Origin of the sequence: Saccharophagus sp. K07, assembly GCF_014336955.1 — a bacterium.
In the GTDB taxonomy this organism is placed as follows: domain Bacteria; phylum Pseudomonadota; class Gammaproteobacteria; order Pseudomonadales; family Cellvibrionaceae; genus UBA5868.
This window is the reverse complement of sequence record NZ_QRAI01000004.1, coordinates 174,971-197,850: the sequence shown is the minus strand read 5'-3', so window position 1 is coordinate 197,850 and position 22,880 is coordinate 174,971. Positions and strand designations below refer to the sequence as shown.

19 protein-coding genes are annotated in these 22,880 nt (G+C 52.5%); 6 read left to right on the top strand and 13 right to left on the bottom strand.

Translation table 11 applies throughout. The annotated features are described in order from the left end of the window. Positions 1-34 precede the first annotated feature (34 nt). The 8 genes from DWB84_RS13195 to DWB84_RS13160 form a co-directional block, all read right to left on the bottom strand. On the bottom strand, positions 35-565 hold the full coding sequence (locus tag DWB84_RS13195; protein ID WP_187410282.1) for a MotA/TolQ/ExbB proton channel family protein: 531 nt from the start codon (positions 563-565) through the stop codon (positions 35-37). Between the two features lie 13 nt (positions 566-578). Beyond that, positions 579-1,958, bottom strand: coding sequence for a MotA/TolQ/ExbB proton channel family protein (locus DWB84_RS13190; protein ID WP_187410281.1), 1,380 nt, complete (start codon positions 1,956-1,958; stop codon positions 579-581). Next, complete coding sequence (locus DWB84_RS13185) at positions 1,955-2,740, bottom strand: DUF3450 domain-containing protein (RefSeq protein WP_187410280.1); 786 nt, start codon at positions 2,738-2,740, stop codon at positions 1,955-1,957. The genes DWB84_RS13190 and DWB84_RS13185 overlap by 4 nt, the downstream gene beginning before the upstream one ends. 277 nt (positions 2,741-3,017) lie before the next feature. After that, positions 3,018-3,548, bottom strand: coding sequence for a dihydrofolate reductase (locus tag DWB84_RS13180; protein WP_187410279.1), 531 nt, complete (start codon positions 3,546-3,548; stop codon positions 3,018-3,020). A gap of 5 nt (positions 3,549-3,553) precedes the next feature. Then, entirely contained in the window at positions 3,554-4,387 is an 834-nt protein-coding gene (locus DWB84_RS13175) for a thymidylate synthase (protein ID WP_187410278.1), read from the bottom strand. Then, positions 4,384-5,244, bottom strand: coding sequence for a prolipoprotein diacylglyceryl transferase (lgt, locus tag DWB84_RS13170; protein ID WP_187410277.1), 861 nt, complete (start codon positions 5,242-5,244; stop codon positions 4,384-4,386). Before lgt ends, DWB84_RS13175 begins: the two co-directional genes overlap by 4 nt. A gap of 54 nt (positions 5,245-5,298) precedes the next feature. Then, on the bottom strand, positions 5,299-7,569 hold the full coding sequence (gene ptsP / locus DWB84_RS13165; protein ID WP_187410276.1) for a phosphoenolpyruvate--protein phosphotransferase: 2,271 nt from the start codon (positions 7,567-7,569) through the stop codon (positions 5,299-5,301). Continuing rightward, a complete protein-coding gene (locus tag DWB84_RS13160) occupies positions 7,563-8,072 on the bottom strand; it encodes an RNA pyrophosphohydrolase (RefSeq protein ID WP_187410275.1) in 510 nt (169 codons plus the stop codon). The genes ptsP and DWB84_RS13160 overlap by 7 nt, the downstream gene beginning before the upstream one ends. A gap of 145 nt (positions 8,073-8,217) precedes the next feature. On the opposite strand from DWB84_RS13160, the gene DWB84_RS13155 reads away from it, so the two are divergent. The 3 genes from DWB84_RS13155 (at position 8,218) to DWB84_RS13145 (ending at position 11,507) form a co-directional block, all read left to right on the top strand. Beyond that, on the top strand, positions 8,218-8,871 hold the full coding sequence (locus tag DWB84_RS13155) for an HAD family phosphatase (protein WP_187410274.1): 654 nt from the start codon (positions 8,218-8,220) through the stop codon (positions 8,869-8,871). Between the two features lie 5 nt (positions 8,872-8,876). Beyond that, on the top strand, positions 8,877-10,130 hold the full coding sequence (locus DWB84_RS13150) for an imelysin family protein (RefSeq protein ID WP_187410273.1): 1,254 nt from the start codon (positions 8,877-8,879) through the stop codon (positions 10,128-10,130). A gap of 117 nt (positions 10,131-10,247) precedes the next feature. Then, on the top strand, positions 10,248-11,507 hold the full coding sequence (locus DWB84_RS13145) for a phosphatidylserine/phosphatidylglycerophosphate/cardiolipin synthase family protein (protein ID WP_187410272.1): 1,260 nt from the start codon (positions 10,248-10,250) through the stop codon (positions 11,505-11,507). Between the two features lie 25 nt (positions 11,508-11,532). Here the strand turns inward: DWB84_RS13145 and DWB84_RS13140 are convergent, their stop codons facing one another. The 5 genes from DWB84_RS13140 to gcvT form a co-directional block, all read right to left on the bottom strand. After that, the gene (locus DWB84_RS13140; protein ID WP_187410271.1) at positions 11,533-13,317 is read right to left on the bottom strand and encodes a 2-hydroxyglutaryl-CoA dehydratase; all 1,785 of its coding nucleotides are present in this window, start codon (positions 13,315-13,317) and stop codon (positions 11,533-11,535) included. A 12-nt stretch (positions 13,318-13,329) separates the two neighbouring features. Beyond that, entirely contained in the window at positions 13,330-16,914 is a 3,585-nt protein-coding gene (locus DWB84_RS13135) for a BadF/BadG/BcrA/BcrD ATPase family protein (protein WP_187410270.1), read from the bottom strand. 311 nt (positions 16,915-17,225) lie between these two features. Beyond that, the gene (locus DWB84_RS13130; protein WP_187410269.1) at positions 17,226-18,419 is read right to left on the bottom strand and encodes a class I SAM-dependent rRNA methyltransferase; all 1,194 of its coding nucleotides are present in this window, start codon (positions 18,417-18,419) and stop codon (positions 17,226-17,228) included. A 106-nt stretch (positions 18,420-18,525) separates the two neighbouring features. Continuing rightward, positions 18,526-18,912 carry a glycine cleavage system protein GcvH gene (gene gcvH / locus DWB84_RS13125; RefSeq protein ID WP_187410268.1) on the bottom strand — a complete coding sequence of 129 codons (387 nt, stop codon included), beginning with the start codon at positions 18,910-18,912 and terminating at the stop codon, positions 18,526-18,528. Between the two features lie 120 nt (positions 18,913-19,032). Then, positions 19,033-20,124: a glycine cleavage system aminomethyltransferase GcvT gene (gene gcvT, locus DWB84_RS13120; protein WP_187410267.1), complete on the bottom strand. Its 1,092-nt coding sequence runs from the start codon at positions 20,122-20,124 to the stop codon at positions 19,033-19,035. A gap of 222 nt (positions 20,125-20,346) precedes the next feature. Here gcvT and DWB84_RS13115 point away from each other — a divergent pair, with 222 nt between their 5' ends. The 3 genes from DWB84_RS13115 (at position 20,347) to DWB84_RS13105 (ending at position 22,880) form a co-directional block, all read left to right on the top strand. Further along, positions 20,347-21,564, top strand: coding sequence for a methyl-accepting chemotaxis protein (locus DWB84_RS13115; RefSeq protein WP_187410266.1), 1,218 nt, complete (start codon positions 20,347-20,349; stop codon positions 21,562-21,564). 191 nt (positions 21,565-21,755) lie between these two features. Then, positions 21,756-22,328, top strand: a complete 573-nt coding sequence (locus DWB84_RS13110; RefSeq protein ID WP_187410265.1) for a DUF6249 domain-containing protein — start codon at positions 21,756-21,758, stop codon at positions 22,326-22,328. Positions 22,329-22,346: 18 nt separating this feature from the next. Then, positions 22,347-22,880 carry an RNA polymerase sigma factor gene (locus DWB84_RS13105; protein ID WP_187410264.1) on the top strand — a complete coding sequence of 178 codons (534 nt, stop codon included), beginning with the start codon at positions 22,347-22,349 and terminating at the stop codon, positions 22,878-22,880.

Below are 22,880 nucleotides of genomic sequence, written 5' to 3'. Positions count from 1 at the left end.
AATAAAAACCGGCTCTAGTTAAAGGGGAAAGCTATTAATGGTCCATCGTAAGATGGTCTTCCAATAATTGAGCTTCACGATCGGCAATCTGATTCACCACAGTGCCGCCGAACACGCCGGAAATTGCGGCCACCATTCCCGCCATTGTCGGGATAGTAGCCTGCTTCACACCACCGGCCATGGATTTAGCGTCAGCACCGCCCGTAGTCGCCAGCACGTTAAACACCTCAATCATGCCCGATACGGTACCCAACAATCCGAACAACGGACAAAGTGCGGTGATGGTACCGATCAGGTCCAAATTGGCTCGAATGCTCGAGGTGACCTGAGAGACCATCGCCGTGCGGATTTGATGGGCATTCCAGGATTTGCGCTCGGAGCGTGCATCCCATGTGCTCACAGTTCTCTTAACCATCGAGCGCAACCCGCTACGGTAAAACCAGAGGCGCTCAAAAATCAGAGTCCAGAGGACAAAGGTGAGCACTGCGATAGCCAGTAATACTGGACCGCCAGACGCTACAAACGTCTGGACGGTTTCCAAAGCTTCCGACAATGACCAGGACATGGGTTATCTCCTGTTATTTGCTTTCAGCTTTTTCTGCAATGATTCCGGCGCTCTGCTCTTCCAATACATGAACGATACGCTTGGCTTTACCGCTGAGAATGGTATGCATGAATACTGTCGGAATTGCCACGATCAGACCTTGAACCGTGGTTACCAGAGCAGTCGAAATACCACCCGCCATCAGCTTAGGATCGCCAGCACCGAAGTCGGTAATCGCCTGGAAGGTTTGAATCATACCGGTCACTGTACCCAACAGACCCATCAAAGGCGCGACCATGGAAATGATCTTGATCATATTCAAGCCGCTTTCGATTGATGGACGTTCTTTTAAGACCGCTTCTTCGAGCTTCAATTCCAGTGATTCGGTATCGATCTCGGGGTTGTCTTCAGCAACTTTCAGCACACGGCCGAGCGGGTTGTCAGTAGTCGCACGGCTTGATTTCAGCTGCTTAGACACTTTGCCGCCGATAACGGTCAAAGCGACGAAGCGCCAGATGATCAGGATCAAACCAATGCCGCCCAAGCCAAAGATGATGATGTAACCAACCAGACCACCTTGTGACAAGCGTTCTTTGAGATCAGGACGTGAAACAATAATTTGCATGATCTCGCCACCCAGCGGCAAAGTCGGGTCTACCCCCACCTGGGTAAATCCGGAGGTGGCATTTTCGAGCTTGGAAGGATCAGGCAAGCCTGCTGGCTGCATACGGGGAACATTCAGAGTGTCTGAATCAGGGCTAAAGAACAGATATTTGCCACCAGAAACCACGCCGTAGTTACCGATACGAACAACTTCTTGTTCACTTTGTTGGCCGTCAGCGGTGGCCACTTTGGCTTTGAAGCGAACAACTTTGCCTGCTTCAACAGTTTCGCGCTGAATTTCATAAATCAGGCGCTCGATTTCTTCGATAGTCGGCAAGCTGGTTTCGCTGTCCATTTTTTTGGACAATTCAACGGCAAACTCATCTCGACCTGGATACTGCAAGCTGACCAGAGAATTTTTCAAGTTGGCTTGCAAGTCACCAGAAGCGGTTTTCAAATGGCCGAAAAGCTCTTTGAGAGAACCCATGCGCTCATCTAATTGAGCTCGCAGGGCTTTAATTTGCAGGTCTTGCTTCTCGTAAGTAGCTTCCAGCTCTGCAGAACGAGCTTCTTCTTGAGCACGAGTTTTTTCAGCATTGGCCAGCAATGCGGCGCGCTGATTTTTCTCACGCAGGAACTCAGCTTCGCGTTGTTGATGTTCCTGGCTCTCGCGAACTCGGCTTTCTTTCATCAACTGCAACAGTTGATCAAGTGAGGTGGCCTTGTTGTCTTGGGCCTGTACAGCGCCAGCGAACAGCAATACGCCTGCAGCTGCTATACGAAGAATGTTGTTTTTAGCAAAAACTTTCATTTTGCAGCCTCCGGAGCAGCAATAGGCAGGAGCATAATGTCATTCTGGGCTTTCTTCTGAGCAATACGGATTGCACTGCGGATAGCATTTTTGTACTCACCCGCATCCAACGCCACCCACTGCTTCGTTTTGGTATCCCACGCGCCAGCCAAAGATCCGTCTAGTGTCTGATACATCAGAGCTATGCGACCGACCGCCACGACATTGACCTGCAGATCCTGGCCACCCACATTCAAAGTGGTTTCATAGGTATCTACTTTGCGCGCGTACTCGGATTCGATGCTGTAGATTTCCAGTACTTGACGGAATTTTTCCGCAACCGTTACGTCGGCGTTGTCCATCAAAGATCGAACGTTCGCAATTCGCTGCAAACGGTCTTCTTTTCTATAGGGGGCATCCAGCTGAACAAACTGTTCAATTGCGTCCAGCATTTCCAGAACCAGAGGTTGGATTTGGCGCTGAATTACAGTGACTTGGCTGGTGGATTCTTCCAGTCGGGCCATGATTTCGCGCTGGCTGGCGAGCTGCTTCTCCAGCTGCGAGTTATATACACGCAGACCTTCGATAGTTTTATTGACTTGCTTAAATTTATTAATCAGGTCGTTTGTCTCATCTTGCAGCTTGTTGATGCGCACTTGGGATTTTTGCGCATCCGCAACCTTAGACTGACCCACTGCCAATACGGCCTCAAGCGACTGGTCTGCGAACGACGAGCCAGCAAAAACCGCTCCGGCAGTTATCACCGTGGACAGAGCCACAGCTTTAATTCGCTGCTTCTTCATATTCCCCCCAACTCGGGTGCTTACAATAAAAATACGGACAACTGAAACACTGCCTCATCGGAAATGTATTCAGAACTGTACGAGTAACTGGGCCAAAAAACTCAGAGTGACGCATTTTAAAAGCACGACTTCGCAACATACAAATGTTTATCAATTCGCGCTTTGCCTCCCTTCCGACAACATCACTTTTCGTAACACAACCCCCTGCGTCACCCGAAAAAAGGTAACAACTCGGTAACAAAATGAAAAAAATTACCCAAAATACCGTTCGTCGATATCAGAAATCGGATTCAAAAATCCGCCTTTCATAAACAACAAACGCACAGGGAAACTGATTTTTTTCATCAGCCGGAACTTCTTCTCTGCGTATTTCTAACCATTCTTTAGGTGAAAATGCTGGAAAAAAAGCATCTCCCGGTACTGTTGCATGAACCTCGGTGAGATAGAGCCGGTGAGCCAGCGGCAACGCCTGCTCATATAAACTCGCTCCGCCGATCAACATGATTTCTTGCACATCGGTTTCACGCGCAATTTCGGCTGCGTGATCAATCGCCTCGGTCAGTGTGTTTACTGCGGTAACACCTTCCACCTGCCAATCTTGCTGACGCGTGACGACAATATTGCTGCGTCCCAGCAAAGGGCGACCAATGGAATCAAATGTTTTGCGCCCCATAATCACGGGGTGCCCCATGGTCAGGGATTTAAAATAGGCGAGATCGCGCGGCAATCGCCAAGGCAATTGGTTATTGCTGCCAATTACACGATTTTCCGCAAGTGCACAAACCAGTGCGATAGAAATATCGGACATGAAAATCACACTGCTATCGGCGCGGCTATATGAGGATGATGTTGATAATTGCGCAACTCAAAATCTTCATAACGGAAATCAAAAATATTTTTTATATCGGGATTCAACACCATCTGCGGCAAAGGCAACGGAGCGCGACTTAATTGCTCCTCCACTTGCTCAAGATGATTGGTATAAAGATGTGCATCGCCAAAGGTATGCACAAATTCTCCCGGCAATAAATCGGTCACTTGCGCCATCATCATGGTCAGCAACGCATAGGACGCGATATTAAAAGGTACGCCTAAAAATATATCGGCACTGCGCTGATATAACTGGCAGGACAGGCGACCATCAAGCACATAAAACTGAAACATCGTATGGCAAGGCGGCAGCGCCATTTTTCCCGCTGCGGCGTTGTCTTTCGGCGAAATACTTTCGTCCGGCAAATACGCAGGATTCCAGGCAGATACGATCAAGCGGCGGGAGTGCGGTTTACGTTTGATCTGCTCGACCACCTCACTGATTTGATCAATCACGCCACCGTCCGGCGTAGGCCAGGAGCGCCATTGAGCACCGTATACCGGACCTAATTCACCATCTTCCGTCGCCCACTCATTCCAGATGCGCACGCCGTTCTCTTGCAGGTAACGAATATTGGTTTCGCCTTTCAGAAACCACAGAAGCTCATGAATGATTGAGCGCAAATGGCATTTTTTGGTGGTAACCAGAGGAAATCCATCGCGCAGGTCGAAGCGCATTTGATAGCCAAATACACTGAGTGTTCCCACTCCGGTGCGATCTTCTTTGCGCACACCCGTGTCGCGCACATGGCGCATCAGATCAAGATACTGCTTCATGCCGCCTTCCCTTGCTTAGCTGACTCAAGAGCGCGACGCTTCGGTTCGCGGCTGTAGGTCCAGATCAGCAATCCGAGTCCGAGGATAATCATGGGCAGACACAACTGCTGGCCGCGCGTTACCCAGCCAAACAGCAGGTCAGCTTTGAGGTGTGAATCCGGCTCGCGGACAAATTCCACGGAAAAGCGGAAAACGCCATATAAAAGAAGGAATAAACCGATTACCGCTGCCCGGGGACGAGGCTTGCGCGAGAACCAGAACAAAATAGCGAACATCACCAGCCCTTCAAGCACCGCTTCGTAGAGCTGGGACGGATGGCGTGGCAAACCTGTCGGGTCTGAGGGAAAAACCATCGCCCAGGGCACATCGGTCGCCCGACCGTAAAGTTCCCCGCCGATAAAATTGCCGATGCGGCCGAAGAAAATACCCAAGGGGGCAAAAGGGGCAACAAAGTCGACCAGATCGAAAAAGTTCTTATTGATCTTGCGAGCGTACAACAACATCGCTATGGCATAACCTATCAAGCCGCCGTGGAATGACATACCGCCTTCCCACACGCGAAAGATCAGCAGAGGGTCGTTCATCCAAGCCTGGAAATTGTAGAACAGTATGTAACCGATGCGTGCACCAATCACAACGCCCATGGCGGAATAAAAAACCAGGTCCTCTGTCTGCCGCGGCTTTACTACACACTCACGCGTGCTTGAGCGATACCACGCCAGCAGCCATCCACCAGTAAAACCAAATAAATACATCAGGCCGTACCAGTGAATATTGAATGGTCCCAATGTCTTGCCGGCGATGGTAAAAGCGTCAATGGAGATTGCGACGGGGTCTATGTTTGGATATGTCAGCATGAGAAACGCATCTGCCCCTCGGTGAATGAAGGGCGAATCATAAGCACGAACGCGTTAAGTCGGCAACTTGGGTTTGAGAAGACGAGTCAGACCACTCTCTTCAAAGGTCGATTCGATACAACGATTGACCGATTCTGTATCGGGCAAGGTCATGACTTCCGCGAGCAGTTTTTCCGCGCGCTCCAGGGTGATACTGCGGATAACGGATTTGACCTTGAGAAGGTTGGTCGCACTCATGGACAGCACGTCAAAACCCATGGCGACCAGCAACATGGAAGCAGCGGGATCGCCGGCGAGCTCACCGCAAATTCCGACCGGCACTCCCTGGCTGTGGCTTTCTTTCACGACCGTATGAAGTGCGCGCAATACCGCCGGATGCAACGAATGGTAAAGATCCGCCACCCGGGCGTTATTGCGGTCGACCGCCAGCAGATACTGGGTCAAATCGTTGCTGCCGACGGACAGAAAATCCGCCCGGGCGGCCAATTCCCGCGCTTGATACACCGCTGACGGCACTTCCACCATCACGCCGATCGGCGGCATCTGAATGTTGTAACCCTCGTCGAGCAACTCATCAAACGCTCGATAAATCAGCATCTGCGCCACTTCCAATTCCGGAATAGAGGAAATCATCGGCAACAGAATGCGCAGATTATTCAGATCCTCGCTCGCTTTGAGCATGGCGCGCACTTGCGCCAGGAAGATTTCCGGGTGGTCCAGGGTAATGCGGATACCGCGCCATCCCAGGAACGGGTTGTCTTCCGTAATCGGGAAATAGGGCAGAGACTTATCCCCGCCGATATCCAGGGTTCTCATTGTGACGGGATGGGGAGCAAATGCCTGCAGCTGTTCGCGATAGACAATGCGCTGCTCCTCTTCGGAGGGAAAGCGGTCGCGCAGCATAAACGGCACTTCGGTGCGGTAGAGACCGACGCCTTCTGCGCCGCGCTCGAGCGACAACATGGCATCGGCCATCAGACCGGTGTTCACCCACAGTGCCACCCGGTGTTTATCCAAGGTTTCGCAGGGCAGCTCCTTCAGCTGCTCCAACCCGGCAACCAATTGCAGATCTTCTTCAACAATGTCCTGATAGTGGGACTTAAGACCGGGAGATGGATCACTGTAAACAGAGCCGTGGTAACCATCGACAATGATTTCGCGCCCGTCCAACTTGGTAAACGGCAGATCCACCGCTCCCATTACCGTTGGAATGCCCATGGAACGCGCAAGAATCGCCACGTGGGAGTTGCTTGATCCGCGCACCGAAACCAAACCGGCAAGTTTTCCGTGGGGGATTTCGCCCAGCACGGACGCAGTTAGTTCTTCGCCAATCAGAATGGTATTTTCGGGGTAAATGCGCTCTTTTTGCGCAGATTCCTGCAGATAGGCCAAAACGCGGCTGCCGAGATCCTGGACGTCGGAAGCGCGTTCGCGCAGGTATGGATCGTTCATGCTGGAGAAGTTTTTCACATGCTCCAGGATCACATCGCTCCAGGCATACTGGGCGGAAAACCCTTCCAAGATGCGCTCGGTGACTTCACCACCCAAGGAAGCGTCATCCAGCATGCCCAGATAGGCATCGAAGAGGACTTGTTCCTCCTTATTGAGGCGCAACTTCAGTTCTTCACCGAGACGTTTAACATCTTCGCGCACCGCAGCGAGACAGCTTTGGAAGAAGGCCAATTCTTCTTCCACGTTCTCACAGGTTTGGTAGGGAACAGCCGTAAGATCCGCCAGAGGTGAAATCACCACTGCGCGCCCAATGGCGACACCAGGGGCACCCGGCACACCGACGAACTTGGCTTCGCGCCGTTGCGTATTGGTCCCGCCTATGACATTCAGTGCTCCGGTCGCTTCCGCATGGGCGATAACACCGGCCAGCTGCGCTGACATAGTGACCAGAAAAGCCTCTTCCCCTTCATCAAACTTGCGCCGCTCCATCTGCTGCACCACCAGTACACCGAGCACATTGCGGTGGTGGATGATCGGCACACCGAGAAAAGCGCTGTAGCGCTCCTCGCCGGTTTCGGGGAAATATTGGAACTTGGGGTGGGAGTCGGCTTGATCGAGGTTGATCGGCTCTTCACGCGCCGCCACCATACCGACCAGACCTTCATTAAAAGCCAAGCGTACCTGGCCTATAGCCTGTTCATTCAAACCGTCCGTCGCCATCAAGGTGTAGTAACCCTGTGGATCGCGCAGGTAGATGGAACATACCTGCGTATTCATCGCATTTTTGACACGCGCAACAATAATCTTCAGAACCGAAGGCAGGTCTCGTGCGGAATTGACTTCTTGCACAATACTGCGCAGCGAGTTCAGCATGCGGCGGTCTCCGTGCAGGACGTTTCTTGATAGTGGGCGTGCAAAGGAGAGAGTTCCCGCAGTGCGCGCCTGTAGACATCGCGTTTGAAGGCGACCACGTTATTGACGGGATACCAGTAGCTCACCCAGCGCCACTGATCGAATTCGGGGGTGCCGTTAAGGGCGAGATTGATTTGCTCGTCACTGCCGAGAAAGCGCAACAGAAACCATTTTTGCTTCTGCCCTATGCAGACCGGTTGCTGTTGCCGGACGTAGCGGGAAGGTAAGCGGTAGCGCAACCAGCCGCGGGTAACACCGAGGATTTCCACATCGCTGGCTCGCAAGCCGACTTCTTCTTCCAGCTCGCGAAACAGGGCTTGCTCAGCCGTTTCATGTGTTTTTATGCCGCCTTGCGGGAACTGCCAGGCATCCTGGCCACCAACACGCCGAGCCCACAACAACTCCCCTCGGGAATTGGTGAGTATTATGCCCACATTGGGCCGAAAACCATCGGCGTCGATCACGGCGGCCTCACGCTTGTTGTTATACTAGTCGAGCTATTGTTTCACAGTTTGGTCGGACTCAGCAATTTAGCTGAAACGCAGATTTACCCGTCCTTTTCATTACTATCAACCCTGGTCCGCTGCATTTCCTCTGGAGTATTTCCCCTTGAGTTTAGCGATATTCGATCTCGACAATACATTGATTGCCGGTGACAGTGATCACCTGTGGGGAGAGTTTCTGATCGAACAAGGCAAGGTCGATCAAGAGCATTACCGCGAGCGCAACGATTACTTTTACCGGGAGTACAAGAAAGGCACTCTCGACATCCACGCCTATCTGGAATTCGCCCTGACACCCCTCAGGGTGTTTTCACGCGAGGAACTGAACAGTCTCCATCAGGCGTTCATGGAACATAAGATCCTCCCGCTCATGCTGCCCAAAGCGCAAGCGCTTATAGAAGAACACCGCCAGAAGGGCGATACCCTGCTGATCATCACGGCCACCAACCGGTTTATTACCGCCCCGATTGCCAAGCTGTTGGGGATTCCTCATCTGCTGGCGACCGAGCCCGAAGAGATCGATGGATGCTACACCGGCCGGGCAACTGGCATTCCCTGTTTTCAGGATGGCAAAGTCCACCGTTTGCGCGAATGGCTGGCCTTGATGGGGCAGGATCTGAGCACCAGCTACTTCTATTCGGACTCCGTCAATGACATTCCCCTATTAAAAGAAGTGAGCCATCCCGTTGCCGTGGATCCCGATCCGCTCCTGCGCGCCTACGCAGAAGAAAACCGGATTCCCATCATCAGCTTGAGGTAGTCGCGATGGCGGTTTGCACCCAATTATTTGCGGCGCTGCCAGTCCGTCTCGCCGTAGTCACCTCACTGGTGGCTACGGCGGCTCTGAGCGGCTGCAATCCGAAGTCAGATCTGCACCAACACCCAGCGCATACAGCCAAACAAGTACCAATCGTCACGACGAGTGAAAAATCCCGTACCGCAAATCCAGCTTGGCCCCTCGGCGAAGCTATATTGACCGAGGGGGTTAATGCGGCGCGGGAACTTAATAAAGCAGTAACCGAATTGCTTGCCACTCCAACCATGGAAAAGCTTGATCAGGCGCAAAATGCCTGGCGCGCCACAGCCGCGGCACTTGAGCAATTTCATGTGTTCTCCCGCCTGGGCAATGTGGCGCCGAAGAATTTTTATTCTGTCTTCGAAGCGCAATTTCTTCTCACTGCCTGGCCAATCCAACCCGGTTATCTCGACAGTTTTGGCGATCACCCTTACTCGGGCATTGTGTTTGATATAGGCATGCCATTAAGTCGGGACGTGCTGCGGGAACAACACGGGTTAACCGATAACAGCGACGCCACTCTCGGGATTTACGCCATTGAATTTCTCTTATTTGGCGAGCAGAACAATCGCGGCCCTCTGGTTTTTCAACCGATTACGGCTTTAGGTGATGAGCATCGCGAAGAAGGCTTTGAACACGTAGACGAATTGCCGCGCAACCGGCGCCGCGAGCTGCTCCGCCTGCAAGTGGAATTGCTGACGGAGGACGCCGAACGTTTGCGCGCTGCGTGGGCGGCAACCGAACCTGGGCAGTTGCAATATCGCTTCGAAGTACTGTCTTCTGCGCAACAAAGCGAGCTGTTACAAAAAGCTGCTCTCGCCCTGTTAACGGAACAATTGGTCGCCCTGGCTAATGAGCAACCCGCGGCAAATACTCCGACCATCAGTACTGATCTGTGGCGCGGCCAGCAATTGGCTGTCAGGTTGCAGGCTCAGCTGGAAGGGTTGCGACGACTCAATTCTGTTGTTTCCCTGGGCGACCAAGTCGAGCGCGACATAGCTCGCGGTTTGGCGGCCTTAACGGCGCAAACGGATTTACCTCCAATCAATGCACAAGGCTTACCCAATCGGGTCGACTGGAAAGAAACCTACTCTGCTCTGCGTGATCTGATCAGGGCGCTGAATTCTCCAGCAGACAATAGCAATTCGGGTGAAATGGAAAATGTCTCTGAAACGGAAAACGCCACCCCTGCGCCTAATGTAAAAAACGCGGACAAAATGTAATTCTGCTATCCATTTTGCGTTGCCCAACAACAGCGACGCCGAGCTAGCGCGGCCTCCTGCTTATTGGCACCGTTCTTGCGCTCGCGGTCGAGGGACATTATTTGACTGGAGGCCATTTTGCTTGGGATCCTCGTAACCGCGATTCTCGCGTCGGCTGCGACTGCGCTGTATTTCATTATTTCCCATCGACGCCGCACACCAAAATATCGCTTAAATCCGGATGATTTACCGGAGGTGGGCGAGTGCCTATCGAATTTTGCCGGCTTGACCAAAAGCGCTGTGCACGAAGGCAATCATGTAGAACTTTTTCAAAATGGCTCCATTTTCCCGGCGCTGGTAGAGGCCATACGCAACGCGCAAGACACAGTGCATTTGGAAAGTTTCGTCTGGGATAAAGGTGAACTGGAAAAAGAATTTGTCCAACTGCTCTGCCAGAAGGTCAAAGAGGGCGTAAAGGTACGCGTGCTTTTAGACGCGATAGGCGCAATGGATGCCGATCCAAAACAACTGAAAATACTGCGCGACAACGGCGTTAAATTCTGGGAGTACTGCAAAGTCCGCTGGTGGAATCTGCGGCGTTTCAATCACAGGACCCACCGAAAATTATTAATTATCGACGGCAAAATCGGTTTTACCTTCGGCCATGGAATTGCCGATCAATGGCTTGGTGAAGGCCAGGACAAACATCATTGGCGTGACACAGGCATAAAAATTACCGGCCCTGCAGTTTTTTCGCTGCAGGCGGTTTTTATGGAAAATTGGATGGAAGAGACCGATGTTATTCCAACCGAGAGCAGTTGTTTTCCCCATCTGGAACCCACCGGTTCTGTTACCGCTCATGTGGTAAGCAGTGCTACGGGGGATGCGATCTCCGCCGTAGGCCTTCTCTACAGTCTCGCCATCGCCAGCGCGCGCCAAAGCGTTTATATCCAAAACCCGTATTTTGCACCGGAAAAAAGTCTCGTTGAGCTGTTGTGCAAAATGGTCAAGCGCGGAGTAGAAGTGCATTTAATGATTCCCGGGAAACAAACGGACAATCCATTTGTGCGTCGCGCAGGCTGTTCGCTCTACCGTCCGTTATTGGAAGGCGGGGTAAAACTCTATGAATACAATCTAACTTTATTGCATCAGAAAATCGTGGTAGTTGATGGCAAGTGGACCCATGTAGGATCGACAAATTTTGATGCACGCTCTCTCGCACTTAATGAAGAAGTTGGAATTGGTCTTCTCGACAGCAAAATCGCGGAGAGCTTAATTGAAGCGTTTCACCATGATCTGCAGCACTGCACCGAAATCACTTTGGAACGTTGGCACAAACGCCGTTGGTATCACAAATCGTTTGACTGGTTTGCCTATTTATTGAGAGACCAACTGTAAGGTTGGTCTCTTCTCTCATTGTTTATTAAGGCTCGACAATTTTTACCGCCATTTCCACTCCGGAGGCTTTTTGTCGTTGCATATTTTCTGCAGCTTTGGCGACTGCAGACAGAGTTTGCTGTTTGTGCTGTCTGCCCGCTGCCCAGAATTTTTTGATTTGCACCGCAAAACGCGCCAACCAGCCGCGTTCACGCAGAGAAACATCGTGCAATAAATCCAGTGCAGTGCATGCGCCTGCATGAGGACTGCAATAACTGCCGGAGGTTAATAGCGAGCGTTTTTCCACTTTGGTTTTGAAGTCCGCCAGTGTCCAGCCGAGTTGCGCCAGCGAATCCTGTACTTCTTTTTCCGCCACCTGACGCGCTTTGAACAACTGCATCTGCACGCGACTGTAGACGTTTACCGCGCCGTCGCCATTGGTTTCGATGGGCAGGAAAATTGCGCTCGGATATAACTCAGTAATCAGCGACTGCACACCGTCGGATACGGCGCTGGATGGCATACAACCAAAGGGTTTGATACTGAGGGTCATATTTACTTTTTGATCCACGACATTGTGAATCAATTTGCCCACTTCCATATGCCCTTCGCCACCGCGCAAATTGTTGTCGTAAAAACGGTGACTGATTTCCGCGATATGTTCCATATCCGGCAGGTGATAGCGGCGCAAACCGAGCAAAGCGGCATAGCTGTGGAACAAACTGCGCACAAACCATTCTGCAGCTCTTAAGCCCCACAATTTTTTCGCAACATTGATATTCTCCAGTGCGAATTTACTGCCTGTTCCATCTGCGCCTATGCGTTTGTCCGTTCCTTTTAATCTTGCCCGCTCCAGAGTGTCGAACTTGGCGCCCCACAGCAGATATAAAATCCAGTTGGTAACCAACTGAATATCCACTTCCGCGCCTTCTTGCTCAAGGAAACGCTGCATTTTGTAATTGCCGTCGCCCTCGGTGGTCATGGCCCAGAATTCACCAATAATGGCGACCTTGGGTTTAACGCGGGTTCTGTCGACTTTGATTGCGGCGAGTTCTTTGCGCGTTTGCCACAGAGCTTTGAGCAAACCTTTGCGCGTCTCAAATGCGCGCGCAATGCGCTGTTTGGCGCGATCCAATGCTGCATCGGTTGCACCTGGTTCAACTTCGTAGGGACGAATGCGGTACATCAAAGCGTTGAGCACATCGCCCAACAAAATCGCTTTGCCGATGGTGACAAAAAATTGCGCGTTGATTTTTAAACCGAGCTCTTCGCCAGTCGCTTGTTTAATACCGCCGGCTTGCTGGAACAGAATAACGCGAAAACCTTCGAACCCTGCATCGCGCAGGGCTTTGCGATATTCCGTCACATAGGTACCAAAACGACAGGGACCACAGGAACCTGCAGTGGCAAAAATATAATTTTGCACTATTTCCTTTTTTGTCAGACCGCTTGCTTCCAATGCCTTTAATTTTTTCACCAGATTACCGACAGTGAAATAGGTGGGGTTGCATTGACCGCGATTGCCAAACTCCCGGCCGAACTGCAGCGCGCGATTGTCCGGCACATCCATGGCTTCGACTTTATAGCCGAGACCGCGAAATGCGGACTGAATAAATAAATCGTGCGCCATGGTCAATCCAGCGTGCAAAATTGTTGTGTGTTCGCGCTGCGAGGCGACAAAACGTGTCGGGTTGAGATCACGCCAATGCTCCTTCGCTGGCTCGACGGCTTCGTCCGCGCCAAATTGTTTGAGGTTTTCTTCCACCGCCTGCAAATACTCGGCGGCAGAATTGATCTCCGATGTTTTATCTGAACGATAATCGTGATTCATGCGTTAGTTTCCTCAATCAATTTCAACAGCGGCAATCAAATTATTTTGGCCAACCATAGCGCCTACCGACGCCAGGGATGCCTGCTCTGACTCTTGCTCCAACAACTGCTGTCTGCGTTGGCGCCATTTTTCCAGCTCCACCACAAATTGGGCGTCCTGCTTGATTTTGTCCGGCGCAGCCTCGAGCAGCGCCAGACGTTTTTCCACCAATGCGCGCTCGCGCTCGCGTTTTTTGCGCGCTTCGTCTTCCAATTTTTCTTCCGCCAGCTTGAGCGTATAGCCGTAGGTTTTGACGCGAATTTTGATCGAGCCCGACGGTTTGTTCGCATCTATATCGTGCAGCGCGGAATAAGGTGAGCCGGAGGCTTCCATGATGCGATCAATCAGACCGTATGTCGGCGCATCGTGGCCGCATTTGAAACTGGATAAATCCAACACCGCGACATTGGGGTGGCGCGCCGCGAATTTTGCCGCCCAGACTTTTTGCACGCTGTTGACGCTGTAGTTTTCCGGCCAGATATCGTGAATTTCCAGCGGCGAAGCCACATGCTGCTTGTCGAGATCTTCTTTAAAAAAGCGCGCCAGATATTCCTTGTCTTTGGGAATCGAGCGAATGGACAGAATGGGATATCCCATCGCTTGATATTCTTCCAATACGCCGTGATTCATACCGGGATCGTTGTGATAAGGGCGGCCGATCATCAACAGTGCCATGCGGTTATCCGCTTCTATGGCATCCAAAATAATTCGCCCCTTTTCCTGCATATGCTGATCAAAATGTTTGAGCGCTTTATAGGCCTGATCCACCGCAAAATTATTTTCGTCCTCGGTTATCTGCAAATGTTCGGCAAAGGCTTCGAACATACGAGCTTTCAACAATAAAGGCTCATTGAGCGTAACCGCCGTATCCAGATAGGTGATGCCGCGTTGCGCAAAGAAATCCTGCTCTTTGGTAAAGGCTGCGCCAATGACCTTTGGCGTGCCTGCCACAATAGGACAACAAGCGGTATCCATTACGCCTTCCACAAAGGTAGGAATATGCGTAATGGATGGGAAGAAAATTAAATTCAGCGGCTTTTGTACGTGGTGTTCAAACAGCAGGTTGTGAATATGCGCCTGTACCACCTTGGCCGGAAAACAGGGATCCACCGAGCCGTATTTACCACCGGCCTGCCACATTTCTTCACTGGTATCGTCGGAAAAAACGATATTGCGCGATTTAAGTCCGAGTGCTTCAAAATAGGCGCGCCAGAAAGGCGCTGTGCTCCAGATATTCAGCGCTTTGGGAATACCGATGCGAATAGTATCGCGAAGGTTTTGTGCATTCTCATCCGAGCGCATAAAACCGCGGCGGATTTTTTTATGTTTGACGCCACCGAAAAGGGTCTTTTTAACTTCGATATCGTCGATTTCGCTGCCGGCGTCCGGCAGAGGCTCGGGTTTATATAATTGTTTATAAGCCCAGGTAGCCTCGTAATCCACCAAGTTGGGGAAGGCGATCATGCGCTGGCGACGTTTTTTATTGAGCGCGCGCAATGCGTCGTGATCTTCCACTGTGCCTTTTTCACAGGAAAAGCCGGAAATATAACGCACAGTTTCCTGCTCGCTGACATGGGCATCGATAAAAGTGCGCGAGCAGTTATTGGCGCAGAAATTACAGCGGGTGCCTTCATCGTTGCGCGTGGTGTAATACAAGTTGATGGAGGAATCCAAACCAATAAAACTGGAGCTGCCTTTGCGTTTTACCACCCGAATGGCTTCAAACGCCGCACCGAGCGCCCCCGCTTCACCCGTATGGGGATGCACATGCACTTCCGCATCTGGCACGCGCTCGCGAATGTAATCCACTTGCGCTTTTACGGCGGCGAGATTTTTCTGGGTACCGCCTTGCAACACAAACACGCGACCCAATTCCGCCATGCGCGGAATTTGCACTACGTATTGCCAAATATTTTTCGGCAATACCAAGGCAAGGCCGGCCAATAATTCTTCGCCGTTGTAACCTTCTTTCTGGAAATTCACCCGGTCGGAGTCGAGAAAAACTGCACAGCCGTAGCTGAATTCCGGTGACAGTTCCGCATTAAAAGCTTTGTCCGCATATTGCTCCACCGGCACACCGAATTGGTCCGCCATGGCTTGCAGCAACATGCCGTTGCCGGCGCTGCAGGAATTCGACAGACGGAAATTTTTGATGGTGCGGTTTTGCATAAACATGACTTTGATGTCCTGCCCACCGACATCACAGATCACGTCTACATCCGGAAAATAATGTTGCGCACTTTTCATATGCGCGACAGTTTCAACAATATTGGCGTCCGCTTTTAACGCCGCCTCCATTACATCGCCGGCATAACCCGTTACACCAAAACCTTTGATGCGCAATTCCGCGCCTTGCATCTGCGCCCAGGTTTTCAGCTGCAAGAACATATTTTTCATGTCTTCCAGCGGATTGCCTTTGGAGAGCTGATACACCTTCTGCAGAATTTCGCCGCGCTCGTCGACCAACACACATTTACTCGACGTAGAGCCGCCATCCAGACCTATATAACCTTCGATAACGGAAACGCCGACCACTTGTTTGGGCGCAAAAGACGGTACGCGATACTTTTGTACAAATTCAACAGCTTCCGTTTTATCGGACACCAGTGGCGGCCCCGCTTTTGAGCCCAACTGCGCTTTGCGGCCATCGCGAATAAAACTTTTTAAAGCTTCGAGGGATTCACAAGGGGCGACATTTTTTTCATGCAGGCCGAACAACACCGCGCCGTAGGCGGCGTAATATTCGGAATTTTCCGGAGAAAAAATCAGCTCTTCGATAGGCACATCTTTCGGATAATCAAACCCGCGCTCTTCCCAGGTTTCCGGAATGCGATAGCGCCAACAATCGCGCAAAAATGGCAGATACGTGTTCGGGCCACCGAGCAATAAAACTTTTGGCTTTAGAGTATTACCACGGGTCAGCACGGAAATATTCTGGCTGACGATGGCATCCGCCAATGAACACATAATTTCATTGGCGGGAATTCCGCTTTTTACAAGGTTCACAATATCGGTTTCGGCGAAGACACCGCATTTCGCCGCGACGTGGTGTAATTTCGTTGGATCAAAAACTAATTTGGCAACCTCATCGCGCGCCATGCCGACTTTAATCAGACATTTATCAATAGTCGCACCCGTGCCGGATGCGCACTTGTCATTCATGGAGGTAGTTGCGCGTTTTTCGCCGGTGCTTTCGCTGGTTTTGAACATGATGATTTTGGCATCCTGTCCACCCAGCTCGATCACACTGCCCACATCCGGATGCAGAGCTTCCACCGCCATAGTGACGGCGTTCACCTCTTGAATAAATTTCGCATTCAAATGCGGTGCAATTGGACCTGCGCCTGAGCCAGTAATAAATATCCGTGTATTTTGTAAGGAGATATGCGGCAGGTCGGCCAGTACCTGTTCCAGCATTTCGAGAACTTTTTCGGCCTGGCGGGTTTCGTGACGCGCGTAGCGGGACCAGAGAATTGCGCGGCTTTGCGGTTCTACGGCAACCAGTTTGACGGTTGTAGAACCCACGTCGATACCAAAAGTAAGGTGTTGATGATCCATGATTTCTACCATTTGTGGTGGTCGGATCAGCGCATGTTTTCGGGAATTTTATTGTTATTGATTACCGGAGAAACACCCACCCGTAGCGCTGAAATTTGCCTAACCCTATCGCAAAACTTTTTAAAAACCAAGCAAACGGGCCCGCAAATTTTTTATTCGGAGCCGTCAAACATTTCATTAAAGGTGGCGCGTGCGCAGCGCGCAAGGCATTCATGCAAGGAATCACAATTCCTTACAAAATTCAGGGATTAAATTATTTGGAAGTATTTTAGATCGCGATGGCCGATGCGCATCGACCATCGCGCTGGAAATTATTCCATGGCCACGCGATAAAACTGGCCTTTGAGATAATCCGTCTCCGGAATGGCGGGATGTATAGGATGGTCCGGCCCCTGACCGCCGTTGTAAATCAATTGCGCGTGGCGATCCAAATGGCGAGCGGCGCCGCGCACAATTTCCTGCAGCGTGTCGCGCGTCAGCGGCATGGAGCAGGACGCGGACACCAATAAACCATCTTTGCCGAGTAGGCGAATGGCCAGTTCATTGATATGGCGATAGGCCGCCTCGCCCGCTTGCTGATCCTTGCGCTTTTTGATGAAGGCGGGCGGATCCAGCACCACCACGTCGAATTTTTCTTTGTCGGCTACCAGCGATTTCAGCACGTCCACGGCCTTGCCGCGCACGGCTTCGACACGGTCTTCAATGCCGTTGAGACGAGCATTGTGGCGCACGCCTTCCACCGCACTTTCCGAGGCATCCACACAAGTGACGCGCTCAGCACCCGCAACGCCGGCTTGCACACCCCAACCGCCGACGTAGGAGAACACGTCGAGCACCCGCTTGCCGCGCACCAGCCCTTGCAGATAAGCGCGGTTTACCCGGTGGTCGTAGAACCAGCCGGTTTTTTGCCCGGTAGTGGCGGAGACTTCAAAGCGGGCGTTGTTCTCACGCAAGGCGAGCAGATCCGGCACTGAGCCTATGACTTCCACCGTATCTTCCAGTCCTTCCAGGTCGCGCGCGCTGTGATTGTTTTTCAGCACTATGCCTTTGGGTTGCAGCACTTTATCCAGCGCAGCAATCAATTCGTCCCGCAGCTGCTCAAAACCGGCGACCGAAATTTGCACCACCAGATAATCGCCGTAGCGGTCGATCACCACGCCGGGCAGCAGATCCGCATCACCATAGACGAGCCGGTAATAGGGCTCGGCAAAACACATCTCGCGCAGACGCAGCGCCTGAGTGATGCGGTGCTGGAGAAATTTGGTATTCGGCGCCTGACGGCTGTCGCGGGTCAACAAGCGCCCGCAGATCAGCGCATTGGGGTTGATAAAGGCGAGCCCGAGGGACTGTCCACCGGCGGCAAATACTTCCGCGAGATCACCGGGCGCAAAGCTTTTCAGCGGCGTTTTGCCGGTGTTGACCTCGTTGGAATAAATCCAAAGATGGCCTTTTTTGACGCGTCGGTCGGCTTGGGGGTTGAGGATAAGTGCGGGATAGGAAGTCATCGAGCGCCTCGCGAGGGATAAAACAGCGGCGCGAATTATGCGGGATCACGGCACCGCGGCATAGCAAAACTGCTCGCCGACGATGCCATTTTTATGGGACTTACACTTACTCGCCGAGGCTGGCCTGGTAGGCTTCTGCGTCGAGCGCATCTTCCAATTCTTCCAGGTCGTCCGGCTGAACTTTGAAGAACCAGCCGTCATCGTATGGGGAAGAGTTGATGGTTTCCGGGGCATCCACCAGACGCTCGTTGATGGCGATGACTTCGCCTGACACAGGTGAATAGATATCGGATGCGGCTTTTACAGATTCCACCACGCCCGCTTCCTGACCGGCGTTAACCGTGGTGCCCACTTCGGGTAGTTCGACGAACACTACATCGCCAAGGGCCGCCTGGGCGTGGTCGGTAATGCCGATGGTCACAGTGCCATCGTCTTCAATGCGCGCCCATTCGTGGCTGGACAGGTATTTCAGTTCTGAGCGTATCTCACTCATATCGCATCCTCAGTGGAAAAATTCTTCAGGCTTTCGCCCGGATTCAAACAATTCGTCGGGCTTAACACCCGGATTAAATGGGCTTATCGCGCCCGGATATTCAAACAAAGTGCGCCGATCTTAAACCGGCTTGCCGTTGCGCACAAAATTTGGCTTCACCACGTCGACCTGGACTTCTTTACCGCGGATCAGCACCTTGGCACTGGAGCCAACCTCAACCGGCACACGCGCCAGGGCAATGGAATAACCCAAGGTCGGGGAAAAGCTGCCGCTGGTAATCACGCCCTGGCGATCGGATTCAGCCACCAGTACCGGATAGCCATCGCGCAGAACGCCGCGCTCGTGCATAACGAGGCCGACCAACTTATCGCGCACACCTTCCGCTTTGGCTTTCTCCAACACCGCGCGACCGATGAAATCGCGCCCTTCGGTCCAGGCGATGGTCCAGGCCATATTGGCCACCAGAGGGGAAACCTCGTCGTTCATCTCGTGGCCGTACAGGTTCATGCCCGCTTCAAGTCTCAGGGTGTCGCGCGCGCCGAGACCACAGGGACGAACCCCCGCATTCACCAGGGAGCGCCACAGATTTTCCGCTTCCGCCTCGGGCAGCATGACTTCGTAACCGTCTTCACCGGTATAGCCAGTGCGGGCAACAAACCATTCGCTGCGCGCGCCGGTCAGATAGGCGCCGCTGAACACACTGAGGGCATCGACCACGGCGACGTCCTCTGCAGACAGCAAGGAGTGGAACTTCTGCCGTGCATTCGGACCTTGCACCGCGATCATCGCCAGTTCCGGGCGCTCTTGCACTTCCACCTGAAAATTCTTCGCCTGCAGCTCGATCCAGGCCAGGTCTTTGGCGCGGGTACCGCAGTTGACCACCAGGCGGTAACCCCAGTCCATCAGATAGACGATCAGGTCGTCGATAACCCCGCCGCGCTCGTTGAGCATGGCGCTGTAGAGGGCCTTACCGTTGGCTTTGAGTTTTTCCACATCGTTGGCGAGCAGATACTGGAGAAACACCTTGGCGTCAGCGCCGCGCACGTCGACGACCGTCATGTGCGAAACATCAAACATGCCGGCATCGCGACGCACCGCGTGGTGCTCTTCGATCTGGGAACCGTAGTTGACGGGCATGGACCATCCGGAGAAGTCCACGAGTTTGCCGCCCATTTCCTGGTGCACGGCGTGAAGGGGAGTTTGGTTCAGCATTTAATGACCCTGGCCAGTCGCAAAAAGCTGGCATTCTACCAGGGTCGCCCAGATAGGTTGAGTCCTTGAGCCAAAAGGAGCGCAGCACAGGCGTGAAGACTCACAATTTTTTCCGCGCCAGCCGCAAAACCGAAGCCTGCCATACACCTGATTGACGTCAAAAGCGATTTAAGAATCAGCTGCTATTCTTAAGCCAGTGCAAGTCAATAACCGGTTTTTTCCATGCTCTCTTTTCTGAAAAATGCTCAACTCAAATACAAATTTTGGTTGCTGAATTTTGTTGTGCTGGGCGTTTTATGTCTGCTGGTATTGTTTTCCATGAATCGCTTGGCCACGGCCACCGGGCGCGGATTTTTGGACGTATTTTGGGAAACCGCACCGGCTTTTGCCGGGGTTGTGGCAGCGCTGATGGTAATCGAAATGTTTTGCTCGCAGCTGCTGATCACCTTGATCGAGCGCCATATCAATCGTCTGAAAACCACCATGCTGCAAGTGCAACAAACCGGTGATTTGAATAATCGCGCCGACATAGATTCCCGCGACGAGATTGGCGCTATGGCAGCTGCCTTTAATTCCATGCTGGAGCGCACCGGCACGGTGATAAAAAGCATTAAAACCGCGGTGGAACAGCTCCACGTCGAATCCGAGATGATTACCTCGCACGCGCAGACACGGCGCGAGGATTTAAAGAAACAGCAAACCGTTGCACACCACTCCACCCTAGCCATCGAAGAAATGCTGCAAGGTTTCGCCGGAATCGCAATGCAAGCCGATACCGCAAGATCACTGTCCAAAGCCGCGCGCGACGCTGCAACGGCAGGCGCGGAAAAAGTCGGTAGAACCACTCAATCCATCGGCAAATTGTCGGACATTATCGCCACCGCAACCGATAACGTCGGCGCGCTGGCGGACAGCAGCCTGGAAATTACCCGCACCGTCAGCGAAATTCGCGGCATTGCCGAACAAACCAATTTGCTTGCCCTCAACGCCGCGATTGAAGCCGCCCGCGCCGGCGACCAGGGCCGGGGTTTTGCCGTGGTAGCCGACGAAGTGCGCACCCTGGCACTGCGCGTGCAGGACTCCACCGAACAAATTCAACGCACTATGGATAGCCTGCTGCGCGCCATGAACAACTCAGTCAACCAGATGACCGAAAGCAGCACGCAAGTGAGCCTGTGCGTGGAAGAAGCCAGCATCGGCCTCGCCGCACTGGAGCACATCAACCAATTAATCGAGCAAATCGCGCGCGCCAACGAGGACATAGCCAAAACCTCTGCGGAGCAAACCAAATCCACCGACCAAGTGCTCAACGATGTGCGAATTATTCGGGAAACCACCCAGAATATGGCGAACCAACTGGCGGACACTGCGGATATGAGCCGCCGTTTGAAAAAAACCATCGAATCGCTGGAAGACGCCGCCTCCAAGGTCAAATTCTAGTTCCTGCCAAACATCCGCCTCCCCCTTCGATTGTCGGCGTAAGGATTACGCCGATCCTCTCCCCACAAACTCAAGCAACGCAGCTGCTTAGCGATTAATATCCGCGTTAAAAAAATTTTGTGATCGCTGAATCCAAACACGCAGGTCGCGGCGTCTTATATTCGCAATCCACATTTGTAGGGGACTTTTCCATGAATCTGATTCGCTTACGCCGCTCGGCCATCCACTGTTTGGTGACCTTTTTGACACTGGCCGCACTCATGCTTTCGCTGCACAGCATTGCGCAAACAGGAGATTTGACGGGGGCGGAATCTCAACTGCACGCAGCACAACAATCCCTGACACCCCAAAATCCCAACAGCATTGAAGGCGTGCTGAATGCCTACACTCCGGATTACATAGGCGTAGTGGCACCTGTTTTGGCGATTTTGTTGATTTTTGGTGGTCCGATTGCGCTCGCGATTATTTTGGTCCTGCAGCACTACCGTTCGCAAAGACGCTTTGGCGAAATTCGCCGCGAGTGCATTAACAAGCTAATCGATGCCGGCAAAGACGTGCCAGAAAGTCTGTTGTTTTTCGATGACCCTGCGAATTCGGCAGATAAAGATCTCAGCCGGGGCCTCAAAAATCTCGGTTTAGGTGCAGGTATCGCGATCTTTCTGACTGCGATAAATGGCCCCGCAGCGGGAACCTTCGGCCTGATTTTGATCGGTTTGGGAGGTGCACAACTAGTCAGCTGGAAACTCAGCCGCAAAGCAGCTTAGTCGGAACGGATTCCGCCCATGTCCCTATCCGACAAGGATTTGATAGCGCGGGTGGTCGATCACGGCGATCGCCACGCCTACGGCCAGCTCGCCCTGCGCTACCAGTCACAGTTGCGCCAATGGTGCAGACGTTTATGCAACGGCGACCATCACACTGCGGACGATCTGGCTCAGGAAGTATTTATCAAAGCCTATGGCGCGCTGGCGAGTTTCCAAGGCGATGCGAAATTTTCCGTCTGGTTGTATCGCATTGCCTTTAACGCCGCCGCGAGTAAATGGCGAAAAAAACGCATTGAGTGGTGCGACCTGGACAGCGCCGCCGAAATTCCCGCCGCTGAATGCGAGGCTACGAATATTGCGCGAACGGGCGATATAGAACAGGCGCTCAAACAACTCAGTGAAGCACAACAAATTGCCGTGCGACTCTGTTTTGAAGACGGCTTATCGCACGAGGAAGCGGCTGGCGTAATGGGTATTCCCCTCGGCACGCTGAAAACTCACGTAGCGCGCGGCAAAGCGCGGCTAAAACAATTATTGGCAGACTGGAGTTGA

Bases quoted from the DNA above. Each gene is read 5' to 3' on its own strand.
- DWB84_RS13130 (WP_187410269.1), bottom strand. From the start codon at position 18,419: ATGACTTCCTATCCCGCACTTATCCTCAACCCCCAAGCCGACCGACGC.
- DWB84_RS13140 (WP_187410271.1), bottom strand. From the start codon at position 13,317: ATGAATCACGATTATCGTTCAGATAAAACATCGGAGATCAATTCTGCC.
- DWB84_RS13190 (WP_187410281.1), bottom strand. From the start codon at position 1,958: ATGAAAGTTTTTGCTAAAAACAACATTCTTCGTATAGCAGCTGCAGGC.
- DWB84_RS13150 (WP_187410273.1), top strand. From the start codon at position 8,877: ATGGCGGTTTGCACCCAATTATTTGCGGCGCTGCCAGTCCGTCTCGCC.
- DWB84_RS13180 (WP_187410279.1), bottom strand. From the start codon at position 3,548: ATGTCCGATATTTCTATCGCACTGGTTTGTGCACTTGCGGAAAATCGT.
- DWB84_RS13105 (WP_187410264.1), top strand. From the start codon at position 22,347: ATGTCCCTATCCGACAAGGATTTGATAGCGCGGGTGGTCGATCACGGC.
- DWB84_RS13135 (WP_187410270.1), bottom strand. From the start codon at position 16,914: ATGGATCATCAACACCTTACTTTTGGTATCGACGTGGGTTCTACAACC.
- DWB84_RS13185 (WP_187410280.1), bottom strand. From the start codon at position 2,740: ATGAAGAAGCAGCGAATTAAAGCTGTGGCTCTGTCCACGGTGATAACT.
- ptsP (WP_187410276.1), bottom strand. From the start codon at position 7,569: ATGCTGAACTCGCTGCGCAGTATTGTGCAAGAAGTCAATTCCGCACGA.
- DWB84_RS13115 (WP_187410266.1), top strand. From the start codon at position 20,347: ATGCTCTCTTTTCTGAAAAATGCTCAACTCAAATACAAATTTTGGTTG.
- DWB84_RS13175 (WP_187410278.1), bottom strand. From the start codon at position 4,387: ATGAAGCAGTATCTTGATCTGATGCGCCATGTGCGCGACACGGGTGTG.
- DWB84_RS13110 (WP_187410265.1), top strand. From the start codon at position 21,756: ATGAATCTGATTCGCTTACGCCGCTCGGCCATCCACTGTTTGGTGACC.
- gcvH (WP_187410268.1), bottom strand. From the start codon at position 18,912: ATGAGTGAGATACGCTCAGAACTGAAATACCTGTCCAGCCACGAATGG.
- DWB84_RS13195 (WP_187410282.1), bottom strand. From the start codon at position 565: ATGTCCTGGTCATTGTCGGAAGCTTTGGAAACCGTCCAGACGTTTGTA.
- gcvT (WP_187410267.1), bottom strand. From the start codon at position 20,124: ATGCTGAACCAAACTCCCCTTCACGCCGTGCACCAGGAAATGGGCGGC.
- lgt (WP_187410277.1), bottom strand. From the start codon at position 5,244: ATGCTGACATATCCAAACATAGACCCCGTCGCAATCTCCATTGACGCT.